The organism is Nostocoides sp. F2B08 (assembly GCF_009184895.1).
In the GTDB taxonomy this organism is placed as follows: domain Bacteria; phylum Actinomycetota; class Actinomycetes; order Actinomycetales; family Dermatophilaceae; genus F2B08.
The window spans coordinates 81,324-95,489 of the sequence record NZ_WESE01000004.1 but is presented as its reverse complement, the minus strand read 5'-3'; the positions used below and the strand labels follow the sequence as shown (position 1 = coordinate 95,489).

The window sequence follows — 14,166 nt, the reverse complement described above, 5'->3', positions numbered from 1 at the left end:
GTGGACCTCGTATGCGTCCGGACACGGCGTTGGTCGAGGTGACGCCTCGGGATGATGACGCGCGCGGCAACCGATCAGCCACATCAACGTCACCTCGGTGATGTATCCCTTTATGGGTGTGGTGCGTCTATGGGGTGTTCGTCTCAACCGATCCCCCTGTGGAGGACATCATGAATCGCAATGTTGGAACCGTCGACCGGGCCGCTCGGGCGGTGCTGGGTGTGGCTGCTCTCGTGTGGGCGTTGGTGACCGGCGTGACCAGTGGACTTGGGCTGGTTCTGCTCGTCCTGGCCGTGGTTCTGCTCGCGACGGCGACGGTCGGGTTCTGCCCGCTGTACCGGCTGCTGGGTATCAGCACCAGCGGTGCTCGCCGGCGCTCCCGCGAGCCGGTGGCCGGTAGGGCACCATCGCTACCCTGGCCGGCATGGACGTCACGGATCTCGGGGACCGCCTGGTCCCCGAGATGCCGGGGCTGCTGCGCTATGCCCGGTCTCTGACCAGCGACCCCGGCCGCGCCGAGGACCTGGTGCAAGAGACCCTGACCAGGGCACTGCAAAGCGCCGGCACATTCCGTGCGGAGTCTTCGCTGGCGACATGGCTGCACCGGATCCTGCACAACCTTGCCGTCGACGCCGCCCGCCGTGACCGGGAGGTCCCGGACCTGGACGTCGTCGCCGACGAGGTCGAACGGCGCTGGCGGCAGGACGCGTACACCGTCGACGCGGTGGAGGTCGCAGCGCGCGCGGAGACCCGCGCCGAGGGCGTTGCCGTTGCCATCGCAGCCAATCAGCCGGATGACTCTTCGTCCGGGCCCCGGCTTGCGAAATTGAGCCGCCTCATCGTCGGGCACGAGGGCGGTCGCATAGGTCGACACCTGACCGGCTTGGCGCTGCGCCCGGTCGATGACCTGAAGAACGTCAGCACCGGTGATGTCAGCAGCCTCGCGTCCGTTCCGGTACGACTGAGCACTATGATTTAGTGGCTAAACTAGTGACATGACGACGATCGCTCTGTTCGGGGCCACAGGCAAGACCGGCCGCCGTGTCCTCGACCGCGCGCTCGCGGCCGGTTACGAGGTGCGTGCGCTGGCTCGTGACCCGGAGAGGCTGAACTGTGAGCACCCGGACCTCACCGTCGTCCATGGTGACGTGCTGGATCCTGTTGCTGTGGCGGAGGTGGTCGCCGGCGCTGACGTGGTGTTGAGCCTGTTCGGCCAGGTGAAGGGTTCGCCGAGGACCCTGCAGACGGACGGGACGAGGATCATCGTCGAGGCGATGCAGGCAGCCGGCGTGAGCCGCATCGTCACGTTGTCCGGAGGCGGCCTGCGCGACCCGCACGACCGGCCGAAGGTCGCCGACCATGTCATCCGGTTCCTGCTCAGGACCCTGTCCGGACATGTGCTCGCCGATGCACAGGGTCATCTGGAGGTGCTGAGGGCCTCTGGGCTGCACTGGACCGTGATTCGGGGCCCGCGGCTGACCGAGGAGCCTGGGCGCGGCACCTATCGGCAGGGGTGGGTCGGTGTCGGCACCGGCACCGCGATCAGCCGTGACGACCTGGCTGACTTCATCCTCACCCAGGTGGACGACCGCACGTTCGTCCACCAGATGCCGTTCCTGTCCAACTGACCCATGGCCGACCGTGAAGAACTGTTGGGAGGGGTCCTGGCCGAGGTGGTCGCGCTCAGTCGAAGCATCACGGCCGAACAGCGCACGCCGTTCGAGGGTGTCGCCCTGACCGCGAGCCAGCTGTCGGTGCTGTTCCTCCTCGCCCATTCCCGACGGGTCGTCACACCGGGCGAGGTGGCCTCGACGCTCGGCATCACCCGTGGCGCCGTCACCCAGGTTGTCGACGGGCTGCGGGCAGCGGGCCTGGTCGAGTCGGTGCCCCACCCCCACGATCGCCGCTCACGCATCCTGCAGCTGACCGAGGCCGAGCGGACGCGGGTAGCCGACTTCGAGAGAGGCGTCGTCCGACGATTGATGCCGAGCTTCAAGGATCTCAGCGACGGCGAACTGACGCATCTGGCCGAGCTGTTGAGCCGGGTCGGGGCGCGGCCGTGAGTGCCGTCCAGGTCACCGGCCCCACCGGACTGGTCGGCTCCCCCACGGTCGAGTATCTGTTCCAGTACAACCGGTCAATTCCGCCCACGCGGTCGAACAGCATGTGCGACGAGTCGACTGCGACAACGGCGGGTGTCTACCCGAGCAGCGGAGACGACACCGCCGAGGCGGCTGCGTACCCTGTTCCTCGGCGCCGGCTGAGACCCGACCACGGATACACCATCAGACTCGGTGACTTTGACCGTCTCGGATAGGGAACCCTGCTCCCACGACGGACCGACTGAGCTGTCCCCGGGTGAGGTCACACTCACGCTGGTCAACGAAGGCACGAGGACGACCTTCGCTGAGATCGCCAGGCTCTGGGACGGAGTGACGTTCGACGATGTCATCGCCCTTCTTGTCTGCCTCCAGCGTGGCAGCGCCAACGCATTGGTCTGGGTTGCTCGGCCAGGGGCGCTCCTTGGGTTCGGCTCCCGAGGTCGCGCCATGGTCGCTTCGAGTGGGATCGCGCGCGCCTGCGGCACCCCCCTCGTGAAGAGAGTTCGGTACGTCGGGGAATCCGGGGCACTGGCCTCCTTGCTTTTCGCTTGGTGAGTGTGGTTGCGTGGCGAGACCATCCCCGCCGTTCGGCGAGGTGCCACAACGAGGTGGGATTGATGGGCTCGACGTACGACTATGTGATTGTGGGAGCGGGATCGGCGGGCGCCGTGGTCGCCGCCCGGCTGAGCGAGGACCCGGATGTCCGGGTGTGCCTGCTCGAGTCAGGCGGACCGCCGCCGCCCTCGGAGCAGGTGCCCGCCGCGGTCGCCAGCCTGCAGAACGACCCGGCGACCGATTGGATGTACAACGGGGACCCTGGTGGGGTGGGCAAGGGGCTGATCGGCGGCCAGATGATGGTGCCCCGGGGACGGATGCTGGGCGGCTCATCCGGCCTGAACTACATGGCGTACGTGCGGGGGCACCCGGGCGACTTCGACTCGTGGGCCGCCGCGGGCGCAGACGGCTGGTCCTATGAGGAGGTCCTGCCGTACTTCCGGAAGGCGGAGGGATTCGTGGACAGCCCCGAACTCCACGCTGACCCCGATGTGCACGGGCTCAACGGCCCGGTGGGCGTGTCGGTGCGACAGCCCATCCTGCGTGCCTCGAGCCAGTTCGTCGACGCCGCGGGCGCGGTAGGGATGAAGCAGGGTGACTACAACGGTCGCGACCGCCTCAGCCCTGAAGGAGTGGCCTCGCTGTTCCAGACCACGACGAAGGACGGCCGACGGAGCTCGACCTTCCACGCCTACCTCGAGCCCGCCATGGACCGGGAGAACCTCACGGTAGTCACCGGCGCGCTCGTCGAGCGTGTCCTGCTCGATGCCGACGGGGACGAGGTCCGCGCGACCGGGGTGGCCTACCGGACGCAGGACGGCACGGCGGAGGATGTGGCAGCGAGCACCGAGGTGGTGGTCTGCGCAGGCGCCATCGGGTCACCGCACCTGCTGCTCCTCTCCGGGATCGGGGCACGCGAGGAGCTCACCGCCGTGGGTGTGGACTGCATCGTCGACCTCCCGGACGTCGGGCGTCACCTCAAAGACCATCTACACACACCCTTGATGTTCGCCGCCGACGGCATCGGCGAGCCGATGACCGAGGTGGCCATGTCCCTTGGGCCGGACGCGTTGCGGGCACCGGCTGGTCCGTTGCCGGCCGACCCCGCGGACGATGACGACCTGCCCGAACCCCTCGTCGCCGCCAAGGCCGAGGCAGAGCGCCGCATCGCCGAGTGGTTCACCACCGGTCGCGGCCTCGCCTCATCCTCTCTCTACGACGCTGTCGCGTTCTTCTCGACCGGGTTGGGCGACGAGCACACCCACGACGCGCAGATCGGATTCCTCGCGACCGGCTACACACCATCGATCTGGGAGAGCGTCTTCCGACTCCCGCCTTCCGCGTTCTTCGAGGACCCGCAGTCCTTCTTGGACCCGACGCGCGGACAGGTGGTCGTGCTGCCCAATCCCGTCCAGCCCCATTCCGAGGGGTCTGTCACGCTGGCCAGCGCAGACCCCGCGGTCCCACCGCGGATCGAGCTGAACTACTTCGATGACCCGCACGATGTGAAGGTCATGGTCGCCGTGATGCGCAAGGCCCTCGAGGTCGCGAACGCATGGCCCGGCGGCGGCCTGGGTGAGCCAGTCATTCCGCCGCACCTTGCGCAGGCACACGGCCACCTCGCCGGCTCCGAACCGAGTGACGCGCTCCTGGAGGACCTGGCACGCCACTACGCGCTGACTGTCTACCACGAGACCTCGACCTGTCGGATCGGCGACGTGGTCGACCCGCGGCTGCGCGTTCACGGCATCAAGGCCCTGCGCGTGGCCGATGCGAGTGTCATGCCGAACGTCGTCAGCGGCAACACAAACGCTGCGGCGTTGATGATCGGCGAAAAGGCGGCAGAGATAATCGCCGCGGACAACGGCGTCCATCTCCACGAGGTGGTCGGCTGACCGCTTGGGCGGCTCGTCAGGCTGGTCGACTCGCGGCGGTAAGACGGCCGGCCCGAAGGCCGCTATGCAGGTTGGCCCCACTGGTCGATCGGTGCTGACACCGAGGGGTTCGAAGTGCGTGGTGCCGCGGGTGGCGATGGTCGATCCGGTGCTCTGGGCGATGGCGGCGATGAGTGCGACGTCCAGGGGCGGGTGGTCGGGGACGGGGTAGGTGGCCAGGATCCGCGCTGCGGGTAGGTCGAACGGCAGGACCCGGCCGGCTCGAACCACACGCGGCGTCACGAAGCCGATGCGGCCGGACTGGGTCGGCGATGCTCCACGGTGGTCGTCACCGTCGTGAGGGACGGCCACGGCGGGGTGGACGAGAAGCCGAACCGGCACGGTGGGTCGATGGGCGCCAGCGAACCCAGTGGTTCCCCGTCGAGAACCCCGGACGCCGTCGTGACGGACCGCAGGTCGGTCGCGCCGTAGTACTCGACCCGTCCTTCTCGTGCCATGCCCACCGTACGGACGCCCGGCACGAGCCGTTCGGCCACCGGGGCGATGATCCGGCTCCACCGAGGCGATGTCGCCACCGGGGCCGGCACGGCCCGCAGCGCCCAGCCCAGGGGGAGCCGTCGCCCGACTGTGAACGACAGCGTCGACGACGGGGTCGACACCCGCCAGAGGTCCCCCTCGACCGTTACCTCGACCCGCTCCACCCGAACCTCGTCGAAGGTGTACGTGCTCGTGACGTAGTCCGCGACCTCGTCGCTCGGCGCGAGCAGGATCCGGTGGCCGTCGGCCCGCTCCACCATGACGTCGGCGAACGCCCCGCCCTCACCGGCGGGCAAGGGAGAACGGAGCCAGCGCCCGACGACGAGCCGCACCCCGGACGTCGTGCCGACCCCGGCGATGTGCCCCTCGAAGCGGTCGCCGCGTCTCACCAGCGGCGGTCGACCGGACGACCGCGGTCCCGGGCAGCGACCGTCACCGCTTCGGCCCGCGGATGACCATGACGGGCGAGGTCGCCGTCTCGAGCACCTTGTGCGACACCGAACCGAGCAGCATGCCGCGGAACCCACCCCGGCCCCGGCTGCCGATGACGAGCAGCGAGGCGTCGGCGGCCTCCCTTGTCAAAACCGCGGCGGCCGGGCCGCGCAGGACGCGGATGTCCACGTCGACGCCCGGGTACCGTTCGCGCAGGTCGGCAATCCCCTCCTCGACCATCCGGCGGTACCCGCCCTCGACCTGCTCCCAGGCCGGTGTGCCAGGGGTGGTGACGACCGAGCCGTCGACGACCTCCGCATACCAGCTCGTCACCGTGCGGACCGAGGTGCCGCGGACGTCAGCGATCCAGAACGCCCGCTCGGCCGCCGCACGCGACCCGTCGCTTCCGTCGAAGCCGAGCACGACCGGGCCCTCGGCGTCGGTGCGGGCGCCTTCGGGGAGGATGACGACCGGGCACCGGGCGTGCAAGGACACGGCGAGGGCGGACCGGCCGAGCAGCAGCCTCTCGAGGCCGCTGATCCGGCTGGACCCGACGACGATCAGGTATGCGTCGTCCGAGGCCTCGATCAGCGCCTCCTCCGGGTGCATCCAGGGTTCGGAGCCGGTGACGTCGAGGTCGGGCCACTCGGCCCTGGCGCGCTCGAGCGCGGTCGAGAGGACGGTGCTGTCGAGGACGAGGTCGGGCACGAACGCGAGGCCGCGGGCCGCGATCGGGTTGGCGGCGGCGAGCTCGACCGCGATGTCCTGGGCGTGCAGCAGGTGCAGCGCCCGGCCGGTGCGGGATGCAGCACCCGCCGCCCATCGGATGCAGGTCTCGTCGCGGTCGCTGCCGTCGATGCCGACGACCACGGCCCCGGACGGCACCGAGTCGACCCGGCCCGCTTCGGTGGTGGTGACGTCGCTGTCGCTCATGGTGCCGCTCCTTCCGTCCCGCGAGCCTCTGCCCCGCGAGGTCTGTCCTGCGCGGACGCAGGATCATGGACGCTGGATCGTGCCGCCTTGAGTCCAGCCTATTCCCCAGCCACGCCCCTCGGGGCGGGGGTATGGTCCGGGTCATGAGCCTGACCGCGCTACCCCCCTCTGCGCGCAGGGGCTATGCGTTGGGGTCGGTGGCGACAGGGTCCTTCGGCACGGTTCCAGGACTGCTGCTGCTGCCTTACCTCACCGACCGGCTCGGGATCGCCGCCGGCGTAGCCGGCCTGATCGTCTTCCTGCCCAAGGCCTGGGACACGATCCTCAACCCTGTCGCCGGCCGGATCTCGGACCGCTCGCGCAACCCCGGCGGCCGGCGCCGACCCTTCCTCCTCAAGGCCGGTGTGGCTCTCGCGGTCTGCTTCGCCCTGCTGTTCGCGGGTCCGACGAGTCCCCAGGGCCTCGCGGCCACCTGGGTGGTGGTCGCGTTCCTCGCCTGCGCCACCGCATACGCGTTCTTCCAGGTTCCCTATGTCGCGATGCCGGCGGAGATGACCGACGACTACGACGAGCGGACCCGGCTGATGACCTGGCGGGTCGCCATCCTCGCCGTCGCGATCCTCGTCAGCGGCGGGGTCTCCCCGGCGATCCGGGACGCCCTGCCGGCCGACTGGGACTACCGCGCGGTCGGGGTCTTCGTGGCCCTGCTCATCCTCGGTGGGGCGCTCGGCGCCTGGCGGGGGACCCGCGGAATCCCGATGCGTACCTACGGGGAGGCCGGCGGCAGCCTCGGTGAGCAGCTGCGAATCGTGGCCCGCGCCCGCAGCTTCCGCCTTCTGCTCGTCACCTTCGTCGTCCAGGCCCTCGCGGTGGGCGCGATGCTCGCCGGTGTCGACTACGTGGCACGGGTCTACCTCGAGGCACCCGGGATGTCGACCGCGCTCTTCCTCGCCTTCGTCGCGCCGGCGCTTCTCGTCACCCCGCTGTGGCAGCGGTTCGGGGAGCACTGCGGGAAGCGGACCGGCTATCTCGTCGCGTCGGGGCTGCTCGGCGGCGGAGCCCTGGTGACCCTGGTGACGATGCGGGTCTCCCTCGTCGCCCTCGTGGTGACCACGGCGGTCATCGGCATCGGCTACGCCGGTGCACAGATGTTCCCGATGGCCATGCTGCCCGACAACGCGGCGGTCGACGGCATGCGCACCGGCGAGAACCGGGTCGGGGTCTATACGGGGGTGTGGACCGCAGGTGAGACCTTCGGCCTGGCCCTGGGGCCGCTCGTCTATGCGGCGGTCCTCGCCCTCGGAGGCTATGTGTCCTCCACCGACGGCCTCGCCGACCAGCCGGCATCGGCGCTGACAGCCATCGCCTGGGGTTTCGCCCTCGTGCCGGCGGTCCTGGTCGCCCTGTCCCTGATCACCCTCGTCCGCTACCGGCTCGACCAGGCCGAGGTCGAGGCCGCGGTCGCCGCCGAGCGATCCGTGCAACAGCCGCCAACCTGAGGAAGTCGCCCGTCCGGAAGGAGCCGTCCGTGCCGTCCCACCCAACCGCAGAGGTGTCGTCCGCCCGCCTGGCCGACGTCCGCCGCCGCCTCGACGAGCTCCGCGCGCACGACCTGCCCACGCACGGTGGGCGCACGCTCGCCTATGTCTACGACTCGGGACTCGCCGATGTCGATGCCCTCGGGCGCGAAGCGCTCGGCATGTTCGCGTCCACGAACGGTCTCGACCCGACGGCGTTCCCCTCCCTCCTGCGGATGGAGAACGACCTCGTGGCGTGGGCCGCGCGGCTCCTCGACGGACCCGAGTCGGTCGGGGCCGTCACCTCCGGTGGCACCGAGTCGGTGCTGCTCGCCGTCCTCGCCGCACGCGACGCCCGACCGGACGTCGACCGGCCGCAGATGGTCCTGCCGACGACCGCGCACGCGGCGTTCCACAAGGCGGCCCACTACTTCGGCGTCGAGCCGGTGCTCGTCGACGTCGACCCGCGCACCTACCGTGCCGACCCGGCCGCGACCGAGGCGGCGCTGACCGACCGGACCGTTCTTGTCGTGGCCTCCGCGCCGTCCTACGCCCACGGCGTCGTCGACCCGGTTCCCGAGCTGGCCGCCCTGGCGTCCGAGGCCGGCATCCGCTGTCACGTAGACGCCTGCATCGGGGGCTGGGCGCTGCCCTACCTCACCGCGGTCGACCGCGCATCCGTGCCGGCCTGGACCTTCGCCGTACCCGGGGTGAGCAGCATCAGCGTCGACCTGCACAAGTACGCCTACACCCCCAAGGGCGTCTCGCTGCTCCTCCACCGCACGCCGGAGCTGCGTCGTCCGCAGTACTTCAGCTCGGCCGCCTGGCCCGGCTACACGATGCTGAACTCGACCATGCAGTCGACGAAGTCCGGGGGGCCGCTCGCCGCCGCCTGGGCAGTCACGACCGCGATCGGGGAGAGCGGGTATGCGGTGCTCGCCCGGCAGGCCCGCTCCGGTGCCGTGGCGCTCGCCGCCGCGGTGGGTCTCGAGTGGGACCGCGGGGTCGAGCACCTGCGGGTGGTCGTCGAACCGGACTCGACGCTCGTCGCCGTCGAGTGCGACGACACGTGCGACGTCTTCACCGTGGCCGACGAGATGCTCGCCCGGGGCTGGTTCGTCCAGCCGCAGATGGCCTTCCGGTCCATGCCGGCGACACTGCACCTCACCGTGAGCGCCGCGACCGAGCCGTCGGTCGAGGACTTCGTCCGCGACCTCGTCGACTCGGTACGGGCCTCGGTCCTCGCCGGGCCGGTCCACGTCGATCCGGGCCTCGCCGAGGCGGCGGCGACGCTGGACCCGGCCGGGCTCGACGACGCGGCCTTCGACGGCCTGCTCCAGCTGGCCGGCCTCGTGGGACCGGACGGCCCGGCGCTGCCCGAGCGGATGGCTCCGGTCAACGCGCTGCTCGACGCGGCGCCTCCGCCGGTGCGGGAAGCGCTGCTCATCGCCTTCCTGGACCGGTTGCAGCGCCCGAGTCCCTGACGCGTCGGCGTCGCCGGGTGTGGTGTGGTGCACTGAGTTCGGCGCACTGTAGCGGCCCCACCACCGTGCAACGCACCACGCGCGAGAGGTGGGCGGTGGGTCAGCGCGGGAGCGGGCCGGGGTGGCCGCGGTCGTGGGCGAAGACGAGCGTCGTGCGCGTGTGGACGACCGCTTCGTGCACCGTGAGATGGTCGAGGACGAAGTCGCGCAGGTCCTCGGCGCTCGAGACAGCGACGTGCAAGAGCCAGTCGTCGTCGCCGGCGACGTGGAAGCTCTGCACCACCTCCGGCAGTGTCGGCAGCAGCCGCATGACCGCCGCGATCTGGGCGCGGTCGTGCGAGCGGAGCCGCACCGCGATGATCGCCTGCACGGGGCGCCCCACGGCCCCGAGGTCGATGTCGACCGTGAACCGGCGGATCACCGCTCGCTCGACGAGGGCCCGCATCCGGGTCAGGGCCGTGGACGGAGCGACGCCGGCCCTGGCCGCGATCCGGTTGTTGGCCAGGCGTCCCGACGCTGTCAGCGTGTCGAGGATGACGCGGTCGACCTCGTCGAGGGGGACCGGGTCCGAGCTGTTCGGCAGATCCATGTCGAACCTCTCACGAGTCGAAGAATACGCGGGATAACACCGATTATGGCAGGACTTGTTCGATCAGAGTGCTACAGGACCGCAGGATGCGCGATCCTGAAGGAGGAAAGTGCACCGTCGCATCGGAGGTCCGCCATGTCCGTCACGCCCACCTCGCACCCCGTCCCGAGCGCGCCCCTGGCCCCCATAGACACCCGAGCCGTGCACGCGGGCCGCGAGGATCTCACGGACCTCGGCGTGCACGCGCTCCCGATCGACCTCTCGACCACCAGCCCCCTGCCGGGGGTTGAGGCCGGAGGCGACGCATACGAGCGACTCGCGGGCGGGGCGCCGCCGCTGCCCGGTCAGACACCGGTGTATGCGCGGCTCTGGAACGGCACCGTCGCTCGCTTCGAGAGCGGGCTGGCGGCGCTCGAGGGCGCCGAGGCGGCCGTCGCCTTCGCGTCGGGGATGGCGGCGATGAGCGCGGTCCTGCTCGCCCTGCCCCCCGATCGCCGACACGTCGTTGCGGTGCGGCCGCTCTACGGCGGCACCGACCACCTCCTGACGACGGGCCTGCTCGGCACGACGGTGACCTACGCGAGCGTCGAGGACGTTCCCTCCGCGCTGACCGATGCCACCGGGCTCGTCGTCCTCGAGACCCCGGCCAACCCCACCCTCGAGCTCGTCGACATCCGCGCCGTCGTCGACGCCATCGCGGCCACCGGACGTGAGGTGCCGCTGCTCGTGGACAACACCTTCGCCACCCCCGTCCTGCAGAACCCGTTGGCGCACGGTGCGAGCCTGGTCCTGCACTCGGCGACGAAGTTCATCGGCGGACACGGCGACGCGCTCGGCGGGGTGGTCGCGACCGACGAGGCGACCGCGGAACGGATCCGCCCGGTGCGGGCGATCACCGGAGGGATCCTGCACCCGTGGGCGGCGTACCTGCTGCACCGGGGTCTGGCCACCCTCCCGGTCCGGGTCCGCGCCCAGCAGGCGAGCGCCACCGCCGTCGCGGCGGCGCTGCGCTCCCACCCTGCCGTCGCGCGGGTCTGGCACCCGTCGCTCCCGGAGTGCGACCCGCAGGGGCTGATCGGCCGTCAGCAGAGCGGTCCCGGTGCCATTCTCGCGTTCGAGCTCTCCGGCGGCTTCGGCTCCGCCGCGGCGGTCGCCGAACACGTCGAGCTGATTACCCACGCCGTGTCACTCGGCGGGGTGGACTCGCTCATCCAGCACCCGGCCGCCCTCACCCACCGGCCGTGTCCCCCGGACGCGCGCCCCGGCGCGGGGATCCTGCGCCTCTCGGTGGGGCTCGAGGACGCCGGCGACATCCTCGGCGACCTCGAGAAGGCCCTGGCGAGCGCCTAGCGTCCTCCGGCAGCCACCGGCTCACGGCGGTCAGTCGCGGCGTACGGTCACCCTCCGCACGCCCAGCCCGAGGCGCCGGTCGAGGTGCCTCGTCCAGTACCCGACCCACCCGGCCCCCGCCACCCCCAAAGCGCCGAGCACGAGCGAGGCCGCGGCGATCGGCAGGGCTGCGGTCAGCAGGCTGAGCAGCAGCGGCGCACTGGTCATGCCGATGTCCCCGAACAGCCGCATCCCACCGAGGAACTGGGCGCGCGACTCCACCGGCGCGGTGTCCGCGCCCATCGTCATGACGACCCCGGACCCGAGGCCGTTGCCGACCGCGAGCAGAACCATGACGGCCGTCACCGCCGCGACGGTCCCGGCGAACGGCAGCAGCAGACACGCCAGCGCCGCACTCGCGACGACGGGCACCGCCGTCACCGAGCGGCCGAACCGGTCCATGACCCACCCTCCCGGATAGACGAGGAGGAGTTCCACCCCCGAGGCCATGGCGAAGATCAGCGACGTCGTGCTCGCGGAGATGCCCACGTGCTCGGCCCAGAGCGGCATCAGCGAGGTGCGGATCGAGCGGGACGAGCCGATGACGGCGACGGCGACGCCGATCGTGAGCATCTCCCGGCGGTGTCGCCGCAGGACCGAGGCGACCGACGCATACCCCTCGTGCTTGGCGGCGATCCGCCGCTCGGCGCCGAGGTCGGGCATGGTGAGGGCCAGGAGGGCGGCCAGGAGCGAGAACGCGGCCGCGAGGAGGAAGACCGCGCGGATGCCGTCGGCGGCGATGACGGCCGCCCCGATGAGCGGTCCGCCGAACAGTCCGACCCGATGGGAGCCGCCGAGCAGGGAGAGCGCCCTGGCGCGCAGGTGGAACGGCACCGCGTCGATCATGAAGCCCTGTCGGGCGATGAGGAAGACGGTCCACATCATGCCGCTCGCCACGACCGCGAGGGCGAGCCACGCGACGGTCGGCGTGACCGCCGCCGCGGCCATGGCCAGGGCGTCGAGGACACCCGCGACGACGAGCGCCCGGCGCTCCCCGATCCGGGCGATGACCGCGCCGGCGGGCAGGGACCCGATGAGCATGCCGACGCTGACGAGCCCCACGACGAGTGCCGCGACCGCGACGCTCGCCCCCAGCTCGCGGGCGCGCAACGCCAGCACGGGCATCATCGCGCCGTGGCCGAGCGAGTTGACGAGCGTGGGACCGTAGGCCGGAAGGGCGATGTCGCGGAAGCGGAAGTCCTCTGCCATCGCGATCCCTCGCTCCCGCTCCTCCTCGTGCCTCCCGCTCGTGCGTGACGACTCTAGACCCGGGTACGGTGAGCGGGATGGTCGAGGTCGCCGTTGACGCCGCCGCCGGGCACGGCCCCGGTCGGCTCGCGCTGGCCGACCTGGCAGCCTCGGTCGGGGCGGGGGACCTGCTGACCGACCCGGCCGCCATGGAGGCGTACCGGCGCGACTGGGCCAAGGATCCCGACGTGGGTATGCCGTGCGCAGTCCTGCGCGCCAGGTCACCGGAGCAGGTGGTCGAGGCGATGCGGTGGGCCACCCGGACGAGGACGCCGGTCGTCCCACGGGGGGCCGGGAGCGGGCTCTCCGGGGGGTCGTCCGCTGTCGCCGGCGCACTGACGATCAGCCTCGACCGGATGCGCGCGGTCGAGGTCGACGTCGCGACCCGAACGGCACGGGTCGAACCGGGTGCGCTCAATGTGGAGGTCAAGCGGGCCGCCGCCGGGCACGGGCTGTGGTACCCGCCCGATCCCAGCTCCTTCGAGATCTGCTCGATCGGGGGCAACCTCGCGACCAACGCCGGCGGCCTGTGCTGCGTGAAGTACGGCGTCACGACGGACTACGTGCTCGGACTCGACGTCGTCCTCGCCGACGGCCGGCTGCTCCGGCTGGGCGGGCCGCGGGTCAAGGACGTCGCGGGGCTGTCCCTGCTCAAGCTCTTCGTCGGCAGCGAGGGCACGCTGGGCGTCATCACCGGCGCGACGCTGCGGCTCGTGCCGGCGCCGCCCCCGGCGGCGACACTCGTCGCCTCCTTCGCCTCGGTGGCGGACGCGGCCCACTCCGTCGTGGTCATCGGCGCGTCGCTCCGCGCCTCGATGATGGAGCTCATGGACAACGCGGCCATCAACGCCGTCGAGGACCTCCGGCCGATGGGACTGGACAGGTCCGCGGGCGCACTGCTCATCGCGCAGTCCGACGCGCCGGGGGAGGCGCGCGCGTCCGAGGTCGAGGCCATGGCGCGGGTGTGCGAGCGGCACGACGCGATCGAGCTGTTCACGACCGACGACCCGGAGGAGGGCGAGCTGTTCTGCGCCGCCCGGAGGGCGTTCTTCCCGGCGATGGAGCGCCGGGGCTCACTGCTGCTCGAGGACGTCGGCGTGCCGGTCCCCGTCCTCCCTGGCCTGCTCGAGGGCATCGCCCGGATCGCCGCGCGGCTCGAGGTGGACATCCCCGTCGTGGCCCACGCCGGGGACGGAAACACCCACCCGATCATCGTCTACGACGCGAGCGACCAGGTCGCGACCGACCACGCCAGGCTCGCCTTCGGCGAGGTGATGGCCCTCGCGATCTCCCTCGGCGGCACGATCACCGGCGAGCACGGGGTCGGGCGGCTGAAGAAGACCGCGCTCCCGGCCCAGCTCGGCGAGGACGTCATGGACGTCAGCCGGGCGATCAAGGCGGCGCTCGACCCGCTCGGGCTGCTCAACCCCGGCGCGGTCCTCTAGTGCCGATGCCTCGCCTCGGCGTGGGAGCCGTGGCAGGGTG

At 71.3% G+C, this 14,166-nt stretch carries 13 protein-coding genes; 9 read left to right on the top strand and 4 right to left on the bottom strand.

The genetic code is table 11. The features are described from left to right. Positions 1-170 precede the first annotated feature (170 nt). From GA707_RS21795 to GA707_RS10315, 5 genes are all read left to right on the top strand, one after another. Entirely contained in the window at positions 171-497 is a 327-nt protein-coding gene (locus GA707_RS21795; protein WP_152178368.1) for a DUF2892 domain-containing protein, read from the top strand. Next, positions 425-979, top strand: coding sequence for a sigma factor (locus GA707_RS21540; RefSeq protein ID WP_152178367.1), 555 nt, complete (start codon positions 425-427; stop codon positions 977-979). The genes GA707_RS21795 and GA707_RS21540 overlap by 73 nt, the downstream gene beginning before the upstream one ends. Before the next feature lie 16 nt (positions 980-995). Continuing rightward, complete coding sequence (locus GA707_RS10325) at positions 996-1,628, top strand: NAD(P)-dependent oxidoreductase (protein WP_152178366.1); 633 nt, start codon at positions 996-998, stop codon at positions 1,626-1,628. A gap of 3 nt (positions 1,629-1,631) precedes the next feature. Continuing rightward, positions 1,632-2,063, top strand: a complete 432-nt coding sequence (locus GA707_RS10320) for a MarR family winged helix-turn-helix transcriptional regulator (protein WP_152178365.1) — start codon at positions 1,632-1,634, stop codon at positions 2,061-2,063. A 656-nt stretch (positions 2,064-2,719) separates the two neighbouring features. After that, complete coding sequence (locus GA707_RS10315) at positions 2,720-4,552, top strand: GMC family oxidoreductase (protein ID WP_152178364.1); 1,833 nt, start codon at positions 2,720-2,722, stop codon at positions 4,550-4,552. A gap of 278 nt (positions 4,553-4,830) precedes the next feature. On the opposite strand, the gene GA707_RS10305 is transcribed toward GA707_RS10315, so the two are convergent. Next, positions 4,831-5,478 (bottom strand): hypothetical protein, encoded by a 648-nt coding sequence (locus GA707_RS10305; RefSeq protein ID WP_370460037.1) that lies wholly within the window; start codon positions 5,476-5,478, stop codon positions 4,831-4,833. Between the two features lie 43 nt (positions 5,479-5,521). Continuing rightward, complete coding sequence (locus GA707_RS10300) at positions 5,522-6,454, bottom strand: universal stress protein (protein WP_152178363.1); 933 nt, start codon at positions 6,452-6,454, stop codon at positions 5,522-5,524. 143 nt (positions 6,455-6,597) lie between these two features. Here GA707_RS10300 and GA707_RS10295 point away from each other — a divergent pair, with 143 nt between their 5' ends. Both GA707_RS10295 and GA707_RS10290 read left to right on the top strand, forming a co-directional pair. Then, positions 6,598-7,953 (top strand): MFS transporter, encoded by a 1,356-nt coding sequence (locus GA707_RS10295; RefSeq protein WP_152178362.1) that lies wholly within the window; start codon positions 6,598-6,600, stop codon positions 7,951-7,953. Positions 7,954-7,982: 29 nt separating this feature from the next. Further along, positions 7,983-9,455 (top strand): aminotransferase class V-fold PLP-dependent enzyme, encoded by a 1,473-nt coding sequence (locus tag GA707_RS10290; RefSeq protein WP_226963703.1) that lies wholly within the window; start codon positions 7,983-7,985, stop codon positions 9,453-9,455. Positions 9,456-9,555: 100 nt separating this feature from the next. On the opposite strand, the gene GA707_RS10285 is transcribed toward GA707_RS10290, so the two are convergent. Then, positions 9,556-10,044, bottom strand: a complete 489-nt coding sequence (locus GA707_RS10285; protein ID WP_152178361.1) for an Lrp/AsnC family transcriptional regulator — start codon at positions 10,042-10,044, stop codon at positions 9,556-9,558. A gap of 135 nt (positions 10,045-10,179) precedes the next feature. Between GA707_RS10285 and GA707_RS10280 the strand changes: the two genes are divergently transcribed. After that, the gene (locus tag GA707_RS10280) at positions 10,180-11,394 is read left to right on the top strand and encodes a PLP-dependent aspartate aminotransferase family protein (protein WP_152178360.1); all 1,215 of its coding nucleotides are present in this window, start codon (positions 10,180-10,182) and stop codon (positions 11,392-11,394) included. A 30-nt stretch (positions 11,395-11,424) separates the two neighbouring features. Here the strand turns inward: GA707_RS10280 and GA707_RS10275 are convergent, their stop codons facing one another. Beyond that, positions 11,425-12,642 carry an MFS transporter gene (locus GA707_RS10275; protein ID WP_152178359.1) on the bottom strand — a complete coding sequence of 406 codons (1,218 nt, stop codon included), beginning with the start codon at positions 12,640-12,642 and terminating at the stop codon, positions 11,425-11,427. 77 nt (positions 12,643-12,719) lie between these two features. Here GA707_RS10275 and GA707_RS10270 point away from each other — a divergent pair, with 77 nt between their 5' ends. Beyond that, positions 12,720-14,126, top strand: a complete 1,407-nt coding sequence (locus GA707_RS10270; RefSeq protein ID WP_152178358.1) for an FAD-binding oxidoreductase — start codon at positions 12,720-12,722, stop codon at positions 14,124-14,126. Positions 14,127-14,166: the final 40 nt, after the last annotated feature.

Coding starts and splice junctions, on each gene's coding strand:
- GA707_RS10315 (WP_152178364.1), top strand. CDS start 2,720: ATGGGCTCGACGTACGACTATGTGATTGTGGGAGCGGGATCGGCGGGC.
- GA707_RS10275 (WP_152178359.1), bottom strand. CDS start 12,642: ATGGCAGAGGACTTCCGCTTCCGCGACATCGCCCTTCCGGCCTACGGT.
- GA707_RS10285 (WP_152178361.1), bottom strand. CDS start 10,044: ATGGATCTGCCGAACAGCTCGGACCCGGTCCCCCTCGACGAGGTCGAC.
- GA707_RS21795 (WP_152178368.1), top strand. CDS start 171: ATGAATCGCAATGTTGGAACCGTCGACCGGGCCGCTCGGGCGGTGCTG.
- GA707_RS10295 (WP_152178362.1), top strand. CDS start 6,598: ATGAGCCTGACCGCGCTACCCCCCTCTGCGCGCAGGGGCTATGCGTTG.
- GA707_RS21540 (WP_152178367.1), top strand. CDS start 425: ATGGACGTCACGGATCTCGGGGACCGCCTGGTCCCCGAGATGCCGGGG.
- GA707_RS10280 (WP_152178360.1), top strand. CDS start 10,180: ATGTCCGTCACGCCCACCTCGCACCCCGTCCCGAGCGCGCCCCTGGCC.
- GA707_RS10320 (WP_152178365.1), top strand. CDS start 1,632: ATGGCCGACCGTGAAGAACTGTTGGGAGGGGTCCTGGCCGAGGTGGTC.
- GA707_RS10325 (WP_152178366.1), top strand. CDS start 996: ATGACGACGATCGCTCTGTTCGGGGCCACAGGCAAGACCGGCCGCCGT.
- GA707_RS10300 (WP_152178363.1), bottom strand. CDS start 6,454: ATGAGCGACAGCGACGTCACCACCACCGAAGCGGGCCGGGTCGACTCG.
- GA707_RS10270 (WP_152178358.1), top strand. CDS start 12,720: ATGGTCGAGGTCGCCGTTGACGCCGCCGCCGGGCACGGCCCCGGTCGG.